Here is an 11908-nt window from a genome sequence, read left to right as displayed (position 1 = left end):
ATCCCGGTGCCGTCGGGCAGGCTCGGGGAGGATAGCGGGGGGCGAGCCGAACGCAGGGCGATGCCGCGTCGCGGCTCGGATTCGTGCGATCCCCGGGGCATCGCCGAAGAACGCTCGCGACGATTCTTGTCCTGCGAAGGCGCAGATCGGATCACTGCGCGCCTCAGGAAGAAGGCCCGGCCCAGTACGGCTCACGCAGGAGACGCTTGAGAAGCTTCCCCGTCGGCGTGCGCGGCAGCTCGCTGCGGAAGTCGACGCTGCGCGGCACCTTGTAGTGGGACAGGCGCGCGCGGCACCAGGCGATGATCTCCTGCGCTGTCTCCGGCGTGCCCTCGACCCCTGGGCGCAGCTGGACCACGGCCTTGACCTCCTCGCCCATCTCCTCGTTCGGCACGCCGAACACGGCCACGTCCTCGACATCGGGATGCGAGACGAGAAGGTCCTCGGTCTCCTGCGGGTAGATGTTCACCCCGCCGGAGATGATCATGTACGACTTGCGGTCGGCCAGGAAGAGGAAGCCCTCGTCGTTCACGTGGCCGATATCGCCGAAGGTCGCGCAGCCGGGCCTGAGATAGGCGGCGGCGGTCTTCTCCGGATCGTTTCGGTACTCGAACTGCACGCCGCTGTCGAAGTAGACGGCGCCGATCTCGCCGCGAGGCAGCTCGTTGCCGGCCTCGTCGGCGATCACGATCGGCCCGGTCAGGGAGCGTCCGACCGTCCCGGGGAAGCGCTGCCACTCCTGCGAGGTGCTGAGCGTGACGCCGTTCGCCTCGGAGCTGGCGTAGTATTCCAGCAGGATCGGCCCCCACCAGGCGATCATCGCGGCCTTGACGTCGCGCGGGCAGGGGGCGGCGGCGTGGTAGACGACCCGCAAGCTGTCGTGCCCGTAGCGGGCCCGGGTCTTCTCGGGCAGCTTGAGCATGCGCACGAAATGCGTCGGCACGAACTGGCCGTGGGTGACGCCCCAGGTCTCGATCTGCTGCAGCACCTCCTCGGCGTCGAATTTCTCCGTGACCAGGGCCGTGCCGCCGAGCATGGCCGTCATCATGGTGAAGCGCAGCGGCGCGGCGTGGTAGAGCGGGGCCGGGGAGACCAGCACGGTGTCGGGTCCCATCCGCCCCATCGTCTCGCACAGGCTCGTCATCAGGGCCGGGATCACGGTGTCGATGGGCTGGCGCGCGAAGCGGCGGACGATGCCCTTCGGGCGCCCGGTGGTGCCCGAGGAGTACAGGAGGTCGGCGCCGGCCGCCTCGTCGGCGACCGGCGTCGCCGGCTGCGCCGCCGCCAGGGCGTTCCAGTCGCGCGCGAGCGGGGCAGCCCCGCCGCAGACGAAGAAGCGCGCCCCGGGGCAGGCCGCGGCGAGCGCGTCCAGGCAGGGGGCGAACGTGTCCGAGACGATCGCCACAGTGGCCTCGCAGTCGCCGACGATGTAGGCGGTCTCCGCCGCCGTCAGGTTGGTATTGATCGCCGTGTAGAAGATGCCGCTGCGCTGGCAGGCCCAGGCCAGGGCGAGGAAGTCCAGGCGGTTCTCGAACAGGAGCGCGACGGTGCCGCCCTGGCCGACGCCCAGCGCCCGTAGCGCATGGGCGTTGCGGTTCGATCGGGCATCGAGCTCGGCATAGGTCATGACCTCGCCCGAGCGCGCCATGCGGTAGGCGACCTTGTCGGGCGTGACCCTGGCGAAGTGCGACGGGTGCTTCATGCGCGGTCCTCCCCCTGCGCGGCGTCGCGCTTCGGCCGGTCGTCGAGCCCGAGCCCGCGGCCGATGATCTCCTTCATGATCTCCGACGATCCGGCGTAGATCCGGCTGACCCGGGCCGCGGTGAACATCCGGGCGATCTCGACCTCCTCCATGAAGCCGGCACCCCCGTGCAGCTGCAGGCAGGCATCGACCACCAGCCCCTCGGTCTCCGAGGCGTGCAGCTTGACCTCGGCGGCGAGCTCGGACGAGAGCGCGCCCTCGAGGTGCTCGGCGGCGCAGGCATCGACGAAGGCCTGCGCGGCGTCGAGGCGCGTGCGCAGGTCGGCCAGGGTGAAGCGCGTATTCTGGAAGGTGCCGACCGGACGGCCGAAGACACGGCGCTCCTTGACGTAGTCGAGGGTGATGGCGAAGGCGCGCTGCGCGCGGGCGAGGAACTGGACGGCGCCGACCAGCCGCTCCTCGGCGAGGTTGTGCATCATCAGCTTGTAGCCGCCCGCTGGTGGGCCGAGCAGGTTCTCCTTCGGCAGGCGCACGTCCGTGAAGTGCAGCTCGGCGGTGTCCTGCGACTTCAGGCCGATCTTCTCCAGGCGCCGGCCGCGGGTGAAGCCGGGCCGGTCGCCCTCGACCAGGAACAGGCCGATCTCGTGCCGGCCGGGCCCCGTCCGGGCGGCGACCACCACCAGCCCGGCCAGGATGCCGTTGGAGATGTAGGTCTTGGACCCGTTGAGGAGCCAGTGGTCGCCGCGATCCTCCGCCCGGCTGCGCAGGCCCGACAGGTCGGAGCCGGCATCCGGCTCCGTCATCGCGATGGCGAGGATCGTCTCGCCCGAGACGATGCCCGGCATGAACCGGTCGGCTTGCGCCGGGGTGCCGAAGCGGTGGATGTACGGCGCGACGATGCGGTTATGCAGCGGGATGTAAAGGCCGTTCTCGCGCGCCGCGAGTTCCTCCGTCAGCACCATGTCGAAGCGGAAGTCGTCGAGACCGAGGCCGCCATGGGCGGGATCGGCGAACATCGCCAGGAAACCTTGCGCGCCCGCACTGCGCCAGACCTCGCGGGAGACCATGCCCTGCTCGCGAAACAGCGTCGCGTGCGGGTAGACCTCCGCCTCGGCCCAGCGGCGGACCGTGCGGCGGAACTCCTCGTGCTCGGGTTCGAACAGGCGGCGTCTCAGCATCGTCACTCCTCGGGCGGCGCGGGGGCGGCCGGGCAAGGTGTGGGGGGAGGCGGGCCGGTGCCGGTCCGCCCTGCGCTGCTCTCGGTCCGTTCTCTCTCAGGGCTTCAAAACGAGCGGGCACTCGCTCTCCGCCAGGGGACGGAGCATGTCGGCGCTCTTGACCGTGGTGCGGACGGTCATCAGGTCCCACTCCCCGCGCACGTCCCTGGGCGCCTTGACCTCGACGAGCAGCATGTCGCGCGCGAGCCGGCCGTCCGGGCGCAAGACCGCGCCCGGGGTCATGAAGTCCTCGACCGGCATCGCCTTCATCCGGTCCATGACGACGACGCCGTCGTCGGAGCCGGTCGCGTCGACGGCCTTGAGGTAATGCCGCACCGCGCTGTAGACGGCCGCCTGCGCGTGGGTCGGCGGCTTGCCGTGCCTGGCGGCGAAGCGCTTCGCGAAGGCGCGGCTCGCCTCGTCGTGGTCCCAGTAGTAGCCGGCCAGGAAGGTCGTGCCTTGGGCGAGCGTGTTGCCGATCGCCTTGACGTTGACGAGGGTGAAGATCGGGACGGCGAGCTTCACCCCCTCCCGGATCAGGCCGAACTCCGATGCCTGCTTGATGGCGTTGGTGGTGTCGGCCCCGGCATTGAGCAGCGCCAGGACCTGCATGTCGGTGCCGCCGGCCTGGACCAGGAACGAGCTGAAATCGGCTTGGCCCAGGGGGTGCCGGACCGAGCCCGCCACCTTGCCGCCCTGCTGCTGCAGGGTGGCGGTCAGGTCGCGCTGCATCGCGTGGCCGAAGGCGTAATCGGCGGTCAGCAGGAACCAGCTCCGGTGCGTGTCGTCGTAGAGCGCGCGCGCCAGGCCCCGGGCCAGCGCGTAGGTGTCGTAGAGCCAGAGCGCCGCCGAGGGCGAGCAGGCCTTGCCGACGAGGTCGGCATTGCCGCTGCCGACATGGACCACGACCTTGCGGGCCGCGCGCGTGACCTCCTGGACCGCGAACGAGACGGCCGAGTTCGAGATGTCGAAGAACGCGTCGGCGCGATCCACGTCGAGCATGCGGCGGGCGAGGCCGGCGCCGATATCGACCTTCTGCTGATGGTCGGCCGAGAGGAGCACGACCGGCGCAGCCCCGGCCCGACCACCGGCATCGTCGATCGCGAGCTGGGCGGCGACCGCCGAGCCCTTGCCGGCCGTGTCGCTGTAGGCCGACGACTGGTCGTTGAGCACCACGACCTTGACCACCCCGTCGGAGATCTCGGCTTGCCCGGGACTCGGCATTGCCAGTGCGAGCAGACCGACGACCGTCGATGCGATGATCCGTTTCATATCCTACCCCCTCAAAGCGTCGTCCATCCCGTCAATCTGTTTTCTCGGTCCGATCGGGCTGTCCTCTGCGGGACGTTGCTCATCCTGCGCGATCGGAGAACTGGTCGGCGTCGTCCTGCGTACAGCGACGATCTTCGGGGTCTTTTTCCATCGAAAAAGCCCAATTTAAAATTTTTCTTCTATTCCACCCGCAGCCTCATCCTGAGGTTGCGGGTGGGATCAGTCTATCGATCACGGCGAACTGTCTCTCGCACTCCTTCCCGCGCCCCTGGAGACGAGCCCGCCCCGCCGTCGCGACGACCTCACCGCCCCGCCCAAACCGGCGGACGCTTCGCCGCGAAGGCTGCCGGACCCTCCACTGCGTCCTCCGAGGCCAGCATCCGCCGCATCGCCGGGTAATCCCACTGCTCGCCCAGGGCTTGCTCGAGCGGCACGTCCAGGCCCCGCAGCACCGCCTCCTTGGTGGCCCGGACCGACATCGGGCTGCAGGCCAGGATCTCGGCGGCGAAGGCGCGGGCGGCCGGCAGCGGATCGCCCTCGACCACCTCGGTGACGAAGCCGAGATCGAGGCCCTCCCGGGCCGGGACCTGGCGGCCGGTGAGCATCAGGGCCATCGCCCGCTTCGTCCCGATCGCCCGAGGCAGGCGCTGCATGCCGCCGGCGAGCGCCGCGAGGCCGACCTTCGGCTCGGGGAGCGCGAAGACCGCCGTGGACGACGCCACGACGACGTCGCAGGCGAGCGCCAGCTCGAAGCCGCCCCCCATGGCGACGCCGTTGACCGCCGCGATGACCGGCTTCGTCAGGTCGAACCGCGCCGTCAGGCCGCCGAAGCCCGTGGACGGCGTCACGAGGCCGCCGCCGGCCGCCTGCTGCTTGAGGTCGTGCCCGGCACAGAACGCCTTGCCGGCGCCCGTGACAATGGCGACCCACTGGTCGTCGTCGGCCGCGAAGGCGTCGAAGGCCGCCGCCATCTCCTCGTGAGCCGCCGCGTTCAGGGCGTTGAAGGCCGCGGGCCGGTCGATCGTCAGCAGGGTCAGCCGGCCCTCGTGGGCGACGGTGATGAACTCGTAGGGGCGAGCCCGCATCACAAAGCCTCCACGATGGTGACGTTGGCGATGCCGCCGCCCTCGCACATGGTCTGCAGGCCGTAGCGCAGGCCGCGAGCCTTGAGCGCGTGGATCAGCGTCGCCAGGAGCTTGGTGCCCGAGGCCCCGAGCGGATGGCCGAGCGCGATCGCGCCGCCATTGACGTTGAGCCGGTCCGGATCGGCGTCGAGCGCCCGCAGCCAGGCGAGAGGGACCGACGCGAAGGCCTCGTTGACCTCGTAGAGGTCGATGTCGCCGATGCGCATTCCGGCCTTGTCGAGGGCGCGCCGCGTGGCGGTGATCGGCTCCTCCAGCATGATCACGGGATCGCCCGCCGTTACCGCCATGGTGACGATCCGTGCCAGCGGCGTCAGCCCGTGTCGCTTCAGCGCCGCCTCGCTCGCCACGAGGGCCGCCGAGGCGCCGTCGCAGATCTGGCTCGCATTCGCCGCCGAGATCACGCCGCCCTCCTGCAGGAGCTTCACCGAGGCGATGCCCTCGAGCGTCGCATCATGGCGGATGCCCTCGTCGGTCCGGTGGAGCCCGTCGGCGACCTCCAGCGGGACGATCTCGCGCTCGAACGCCCCGGCCTCCGTCGCGGCTGCCGCCCGGCGGTGGCTCTCGAGCGCGAAGCGGTCGAGCGTGTCGCGCGGGAGTCCGTACTTTCGCGCCAGCGCCTCGGCGCCGGAGAACTGGCTGAAGGCCGTGACGCCGTAGCGCTCGCGGATGCGGCCGCTCACCGGGCCGGTGCCGATCCCGGCCTTCTCGTGCAGCGCGATGTTGGAGAACATCGGCACCCGCGACATGCTCTCGGCGCCGGCAGCGATCACGACGTCCTGGGTACCCGACATCACGGCTTGCGCGGCGAACTGCACAGCCTGCTGCGAGCTGCCGCACTGGCGGTCGATCGTCACCGCCGGCACCGTCTCGGGCAGGGACGAGGCGAGGACGGCGTTGCGCGCGAAGGCGAAGCCCTGCTCGCCGGCTTGGGTGACGCAGCCCAGGATCACGTCCTCGATCGCTGCCGGATCGATTCCGGTCCGCGCCACCACCGCGTCGAGGACGGCGCCGCCCATGTCGGCCGGATGCCAGCCGGCGAGCTTGCCGTTGCGCCGGCCCCCGGCGGTGCGGACCGCCTCGACGATGTAAGCCTCGGCCATGCTCATCTCCTGCCGGTGAAGTCGGGTTTGCGCCGGGCGAGGAAGGCGGCGATGCCCTCGCGGCCGTCGGGCGTCCGGCCGGCCTCGGCGATGGCGCGGGCCTCGCGCTCGAGCTGGGTCTCGAGGCCGGAACTGAGACTGTCGGCGAGGAGGCCGCGCGCGAGGCCGAGGGCCCGCGTCGCGGATGTGGCGAGCCCGGCGGCGACCTCCGCGCCCTCGCTCGCGAGGGCCGCGTCCTCGACGGTCCGCGTCACCAGGCCGATCCGCTCGGCCTCTTCGGCGCCGATGCGGCGGTTCGTCAGGATGATCTCCTGCGCCCGGCGCAGGCCCACGAGGCGGGGCAGGAGCCAGGACATCCCGCCATCCGGGCTCAGGCCCACGCCGCCATAGGCCGCGGTGAAGTGGGCGGAACCGGCCGCCAGGACCACGTCGCCCGCGATGGCGAGGCTCAGGCCGGCTCCAGCCGCCGGCCCGTTGACCAGCACCAGCAGAGGCTTCTCCATCCGCATCAGCCGCGAGACCGCCATGTGCAGGGTGCCGGCGAGTTCGCTGAGGAAGCCCGGCATCGCCTCGCCCGCGCCCGCCAGCGCCCCGAGATCGCCGCCGCCGCAGAACAGGCGCCCCTTGCCGGTGAGGACGACGCAGCGGATCGCCGGGTCCTGGTCGCAGCGGATCGCCGCCGCGAGGAGGCCTTGCGCGAGGGACACGTCGATCGTGTTGCCGAGGCCCGGCCGATTCAGGCTGAGGGTCGCGACCGCACCCTCGATCGTCACGAGGACGGGGTCGGTCATGCCCGCGCATCCCCGTCGGTCCGAGCCTTCCAGTCGCGCCGGATTGTCTTGGCGAGCGACCATTTGTGCACCTCGGTCGGCCCGTCGTAGATCCGGAAGGCGCGCACCTCGCGGAAGACCTGCTCGACGATGGTGTCCTGGGTCACGCCGCTGCCGCCCATCACCTGCACGCAGCGGTCGGCGATGCGCATCAGCCCCTCGCTGACCGCGACCTTGGCCATCGAGCTCTCGGCGATGCCGGGGGCGCCGCCATCCAGGACGTCGGCGCACCAGTCGATCATCAGCTCGGCCTGCTTGAGGTCGATGAGGTTCTCGGCCAGCATGAAGCCGACGCCCTCGTGCTCGATCAGCGGCTTGCCGAAGGCGCGGCGCCGGTTGGCGTAATCGGTCGCGATCTCGTTGGCGCGCAGGCAGGCGCCGGTCCAGCGCATGCAGTGGGTCAGCCGCGCCGAGGCGAGGCGGACCTGCGCGTATCGGAAGCCCTCGCCGGGGCTCCCGAGCATCTGGTCGGCGGGAACCCGCAGCCCCTCGATCGTCACCACGGCGTGCCCGCCCGGCATCGCGCTGTCGAGGGTATTGGGCACCCGCTCGATCCGGATCGCCGGATCGGGCAGGTCGACGAGGAACAGGCAGGCGCCCTCCTCGGCCTTCGCCATCACGACGCCGATCGAGGCCCCCGCCGCTCCGGTGATGAAGGCCTTGCGGCCGTCGATCACCCAATGGTTGCCGTCCGGCCGGCAGGTGGTGATCATCATCGAGGGGTCCGAGCCGGCACCATTCTCCGCCGCCGGCTCGGTCATGAAGAAGGCCGAGCGGCCGCGCCCCGCGATCAGCGGTGCGAGGAAGCGCTCGCGGATCCCGGGGCTGCCCACCTTGGCGAGCAGGAACATGTTGCCCTCGTCGGGCGCCGCGGTGTTGCAGGCGAGCGGCCCGAGCGGCGAGAGACCGGAGCGCATCAATACCGCGGCCGTCTCGCGGTGGGTGAGGAAGCTGCCGTCCGGCCGGATATGCGGGGTGAGGACACCCGCCTCGCGAGCCTTGTCGCGCAGCTCGGCGACGAGGGCGTCGGTCGGGCAATCGTGGTGGTCGCGCCGCGGATCCTTCTCGTAGGGCGCCACGACCTCGCGCACGAAGCGCTCGACCCGCCCGGCGATGACAGCGGCCTCGGCCGAGGGTCCGCCGGGTGCGGAGGAGGGGACGGCGCTCATTTCGCGGTCATCCGGATGGCGCCGTCGAGGCGGATCACCTCGCCGTTGAGCATCGGGTTCGAGACGATGCCCTCGACGAGCTGCGCGAACTCGTCCGGCTGGCCGAGGCGGCTCGGGAACGGCACCTGGTGGCCCAGCGAGACCTGCACCTCCTCGGGCAGGATCGCGAGCAGCGGCGTCAGGAAGATGCCGGGAGCGATCGTCATCACGCGGATCCCGTAGCGGGCGAACTCGCGGGCGAGCGGCAGGGCCATGCCGACGATGGCGCTCTTCGAGGCCGCGTAGGCGGCCTGCCCGATCTGCCCGTCGAAGGCGGCGACGCTCGCGGTGTTGATGATGACGCCGCGCTCCTCACCCAGCGGCTCCGCCCGATGGAGCCGGCCGGCGAATTGCGACAGGGTGTTGAAGGTGCCGATCAGGTTGACGTCGATGATGCGGCGGAAATCGGCGAGGGGGAGCACGTCGCCGTCCCGGCCGATGACCTTGGCCGGTGGGCCGATCCCGGCGCAGTTGACGAGGATGCGGGCCTTGCCGTGCAGCCCCTCGGCCTCGTCGAGGGCTGCGGCGATCGCCTGCTCGTCGGTCACGTCGGCGGCGACGAAGCGGCCGCCGATCGCCTCGGCGTGTCGTTGGCCCAGATCGGCGTTGCGGTCGATGATCGTCACCTTGGCGCCCGCTGCGGCGAGGCGCGCGGCGGTCGCGCCGCCGAGCCCCGAGGCACCCCCCGTCACGACGGCGCCCACATCGTGGATCCGCATGTATCCTCCCCTGTCACGAATCCTCGACATCGAGGCAACCTCGACGCGGGAACGGCTGGTCTTGGAACGGACCGGCACGGTGCAGGTCCGCTCGACCGCTTGTTTGTTGGTACTTTACTGACGACGAACCCACGGTCGTGCGGGCGAACACTGTCGGGAAAGGCGTCCGTCGCGACGGCACAGGACTGGCCTGACCGCATCGGAGACGTGATGGACATCCCGCAGCACCAGCGCGCCAGATGACGAGCCGTGTGAGCGTTTGCTACCATACAGGATATATTATTCTCGTGGGTATATTGCACCCAGCCCGCATCCGTGTCCACTGGGGCCTGCAAGGATTTTCCGGGACATGCGGCTGTTGGCGAACTCATCCTCTCCCTTCAAGAGCGCGACCGCGCGGCGCCGCGAGCGCGAGGCGAAGCGGCAGGCCGTCCTCCTGGCGGCGGTTCGGATGTTCAACGAGCGTGGGTTTCACGCGACCTCGCTCGACGATGTCGCGACGAGCCTCGGGATCACGAAGCCGACCGTCTATCACTACCTCGGCAACAAGGATCAGATCCTGCTCGAATGCGTGACCTTCGGCCTCGAGCAACTGCTGGAGGCGGTCGAGGAATCGCGCGCGGCGTCCGGGACCGGTCTCGAGCGCCTGCGCGTGTTCCTGCGCCGCTACGCCGAGATCAACATGGGGGATTTCGGGCGCTGCGTGATCCGCACCGGCGACGAGGCTCTGTCGCCGGAGAGCGCGCGATCCTTCCGGGCCCTGAAGAAGCGGATCGACCAGGCCATGCGCGACCTGATCGCCGAGGGCATGGAGGACGGGTCCATCACCCAGGGCGATCCCTGGATCGCCGCCTTCACGCTCGCCGGGGCGCTCAACTGGCCGGCGCGCTGGTACGACCCGCGAGGGACGCGCCGGCCGGCCGAGGTTGCGGCCGAGATGGTCGATTTCCTCACCCGGGGACTGGCGCCGAGAGCGTGAGACCGGCGCCATGCGCCGCGGCGGCCGAGCCGGATCTCGAAGGTACGATCCCCTGATCGCTCTCGAAGGATGCTTGAAAATTCCCCAGAGTATGTTCCATACTTGCGGGTAAGTCAGAGGATGAGACGGCGTGGTGGTGTACGGACGACCCTGGTAGGGCATGCCGCCGCTGCGGATGCGGCTGGATCCGCCGGAGGTCTGTTCGGTGTCCCCTCGTGATGCCGTTCGCCATCGGGGCACCGGGCGGGACAAGTCCCGGGCCTCCGCAGGAGGAAACCATGACGAACGCCTGTCTCACCCGGCGCACGATGCTGGGCGGCCTCGCCGCGCCCGCCCTCCTGGGCCTGTCCGGCCGCGGCGCCCGGGCCGCCGCCGGCCCGGTCACGATCGGCGCGCTCAGCGACCTGTCCTCGGCCTACGCGGATATCAGCGGCCCGGCGCTGGTGAAGTCCGTCCAGATGGCGATCGACGATTTCGGACCCTGCCTCGGCCAGAAGGCGAAGCTCGTCTCCGCCGATTGCCAGCTCAAGCCCGACGTCTCCTCCGCCATCGCCCGGCGCTGGTACGACCAGGAGGACGTCGACGCGATCATCGACCTGCCCTCGACCGCCATCGCGCTCGCGATCATGCAGCTCTCGGCCGAGCGCAAGAAGATCGTGCTCGCCACCAGCCCGGGCTCGTCCGACATCACCGGCAAGTTCTGCTCGCCCTACACCACGCAATGGACCTACGACTCGCACGCGATGGCGAGAACGATCGGCCCGGCCATCGTCCGGGACGGCGGCGACAGCTGGTTCTTCATCGCGGCGGACTACGCCTTCGGGGCCGCGCTCGTGAACGACATGACCCAGGTGGTGCAGGGCGCCGGCGCCAAGGTGCTGGGCGTCGTCCGCGCCCCCCTCGGCACGCCCGATTTCTCCTCCTACCTGCTCCAGGCGCAGGCCTCGGGGGCGAAGGTCGTCACCCTCGCCAATGGCGGCGCCGATGCCGTCAACTGCATCAAGCAGGCCACGGAGTTCGGGCTGCAGCGCGAGGGCCAGCGCGTCGCCGCGATGGTGCTGATGGACACCGACGTGCGCAGCATCGGGTTGCCGATCGCGCAAGGAACGCTGCTCGCGACCGCCTTCTACTGGGACCGGACGGCGGAATCCCGCGCTTGGTCGCAGCGCTTCCGCACCCTGGTCGGGCGCATGCCGACCATGCTGCAGGCCTCGGCCTACAGCCAGGCGACGCATTACCTGAAGGCCGTGCAGGAAGCCGGCACCCGGGACGCCGACCGCGTCATGGAGACGATGCGGGCGCTGCCCGTCGACGATTTCTACGTTCGGAACGGCCGGGTGAGGAAGGACGGGCTGATGCTGCACGACATGTACCTCGCCAGGGTCAAGCGGCCCTCCGAGTCCGCCGGTGACTGGGACCAGTACTCGCTCGTCGCGACCGTGCCGGGCGACGAAGCGTTCCGGTCCCTGCAGGGCAGCGCCTGCCGGCTCGTCTGACCGAGCGGCCCGGTCGCGGTGCTCGGGGCGAAGCGGAGCCGTTCGCTTCCTCACGGCGCCATCCCTTCGGACGGGGGAGCCTCCCGCAAACCCGGAGCGGTCCAAGACGAGCCCGGAGGTCGAGGGGCTGGCGGCCGGGGGCGTGATCCGATGATCCTGCGGCGCATCCGACGCGGTTCCGCATCGATGCGGGCGGTATCCGCGGCCTGATGGTACATGACGGAGGACCGAAGGCACGGA

At 70.5% G+C, this 11908-nt stretch carries 10 protein-coding genes; 2 read left to right on the top strand and 8 right to left on the bottom strand.

Annotation, left to right across the window (positions count from 1 at the left end):
• Nucleotides 1-163 precede the first annotated feature (163 nt).
• The 8 genes from MFF64_RS23160 to MFF64_RS23125 form a co-directional block, all read right to left on the bottom strand.
• A complete protein-coding gene (locus tag MFF64_RS23160) occupies nucleotides 164-1702 on the bottom strand; it encodes an acyl-CoA synthetase (RefSeq protein ID WP_238192539.1) in 1539 nt (512 codons plus the stop codon).
• On the bottom strand, nucleotides 1699-2880 hold the full coding sequence (locus MFF64_RS23155) for an acyl-CoA dehydrogenase family protein (protein ID WP_238192538.1): 1182 nt from the start codon (nucleotides 2878-2880) through the stop codon (nucleotides 1699-1701). Before MFF64_RS23155 ends, MFF64_RS23160 begins: the two co-directional genes overlap by 4 nt.
• 96 nt (nucleotides 2881-2976) lie before the next feature.
• A complete protein-coding gene (locus tag MFF64_RS23150; RefSeq protein ID WP_238192537.1) occupies nucleotides 2977-4191 on the bottom strand; it encodes an ABC transporter substrate-binding protein in 1215 nt (404 codons plus the stop codon).
• Nucleotides 4192-4493: 302 nt separating this feature from the next.
• The gene (locus tag MFF64_RS23145; RefSeq protein ID WP_099903457.1) at nucleotides 4494-5276 is read right to left on the bottom strand and encodes an enoyl-CoA hydratase-related protein; all 783 of its coding nucleotides are present in this window, start codon (nucleotides 5274-5276) and stop codon (nucleotides 4494-4496) included.
• Nucleotides 5276-6436: an acetyl-CoA C-acetyltransferase gene (locus tag MFF64_RS23140; protein WP_099903455.1), complete on the bottom strand. Its 1161-nt coding sequence runs from the start codon at nucleotides 6434-6436 to the stop codon at nucleotides 5276-5278. The genes MFF64_RS23145 and MFF64_RS23140 overlap by 1 nt, the downstream gene beginning before the upstream one ends.
• A 2-nt stretch (nucleotides 6437-6438) precedes the next feature.
• Entirely contained in the window at nucleotides 6439-7227 is a 789-nt protein-coding gene (locus MFF64_RS23135) for an enoyl-CoA hydratase/isomerase family protein (RefSeq protein ID WP_238192536.1), read from the bottom strand.
• Entirely contained in the window at nucleotides 7224-8435 is a 1212-nt protein-coding gene (locus MFF64_RS23130) for an acyl-CoA dehydrogenase family protein (RefSeq protein ID WP_238192535.1), read from the bottom strand. The genes MFF64_RS23135 and MFF64_RS23130 overlap by 4 nt, the downstream gene beginning before the upstream one ends.
• Nucleotides 8432-9193, bottom strand: coding sequence for an SDR family NAD(P)-dependent oxidoreductase (locus tag MFF64_RS23125; protein WP_099900855.1), 762 nt, complete (start codon nucleotides 9191-9193; stop codon nucleotides 8432-8434). Before MFF64_RS23125 ends, MFF64_RS23130 begins: the two co-directional genes overlap by 4 nt.
• Before the next feature lie 349 nt (nucleotides 9194-9542).
• Between MFF64_RS23125 and MFF64_RS23120 the strand changes: the two genes are divergently transcribed.
• Together MFF64_RS23120 and MFF64_RS23115 are read left to right on the top strand one after the other, a co-directional pair.
• The gene (locus tag MFF64_RS23120) at nucleotides 9543-10172 is read left to right on the top strand and encodes a TetR/AcrR family transcriptional regulator (RefSeq protein WP_238192534.1); all 630 of its coding nucleotides are present in this window, start codon (nucleotides 9543-9545) and stop codon (nucleotides 10170-10172) included.
• 278 nt (nucleotides 10173-10450) lie between these two features.
• Complete coding sequence (locus MFF64_RS23115; RefSeq protein ID WP_238192533.1) at nucleotides 10451-11668, top strand: ABC transporter substrate-binding protein; 1218 nt, start codon at nucleotides 10451-10453, stop codon at nucleotides 11666-11668.
• The last annotated feature ends 240 nt before the right edge of the window (nucleotides 11669-11908 follow it).

It is taken from the genome of Methylobacterium frigidaeris, from assembly GCF_022179185.1.
Lineage (GTDB): Bacteria > Pseudomonadota > Alphaproteobacteria > Rhizobiales > Beijerinckiaceae > Methylobacterium > Methylobacterium frigidaeris.
The sequence above is the reverse complement of the archived record's forward strand: the minus strand, read 5'-3'. Positions and strand labels throughout refer to the sequence as shown.

What these genes read in the sequence shown, in the direction of transcription:
- MFF64_RS23160 (WP_238192539.1), bottom strand. Translation starts at nt 1,702, where the DNA reads ATGAAGCACCCGTCGCACTTCGCCAGGGTCACGCCCGACAAGGTCGCC.
- MFF64_RS23155 (WP_238192538.1), bottom strand. Translation starts at nt 2,880, where the DNA reads ATGCTGAGACGCCGCCTGTTCGAACCCGAGCACGAGGAGTTCCGCCGC.
- MFF64_RS23150 (WP_238192537.1), bottom strand. Translation starts at nt 4,191, where the DNA reads ATGAAACGGATCATCGCATCGACGGTCGTCGGTCTGCTCGCACTGGCA.
- MFF64_RS23145 (WP_099903457.1), bottom strand. Translation starts at nt 5,276, where the DNA reads ATGCGGGCTCGCCCCTACGAGTTCATCACCGTCGCCCACGAGGGCCGG.
- MFF64_RS23140 (WP_099903455.1), bottom strand. Translation starts at nt 6,436, where the DNA reads ATGGCCGAGGCTTACATCGTCGAGGCGGTCCGCACCGCCGGGGGCCGG.
- MFF64_RS23135 (WP_238192536.1), bottom strand. Translation starts at nt 7,227, where the DNA reads ATGACCGACCCCGTCCTCGTGACGATCGAGGGTGCGGTCGCGACCCTC.
- MFF64_RS23130 (WP_238192535.1), bottom strand. Translation starts at nt 8,435, where the DNA reads ATGAGCGCCGTCCCCTCCTCCGCACCCGGCGGACCCTCGGCCGAGGCC.
- MFF64_RS23125 (WP_099900855.1), bottom strand. Translation starts at nt 9,193, where the DNA reads ATGCGGATCCACGATGTGGGCGCCGTCGTGACGGGGGGTGCCTCGGGG.
- MFF64_RS23120 (WP_238192534.1), top strand. Translation starts at nt 9,543, where the DNA reads ATGCGGCTGTTGGCGAACTCATCCTCTCCCTTCAAGAGCGCGACCGCG.
- MFF64_RS23115 (WP_238192533.1), top strand. Translation starts at nt 10,451, where the DNA reads ATGACGAACGCCTGTCTCACCCGGCGCACGATGCTGGGCGGCCTCGCC.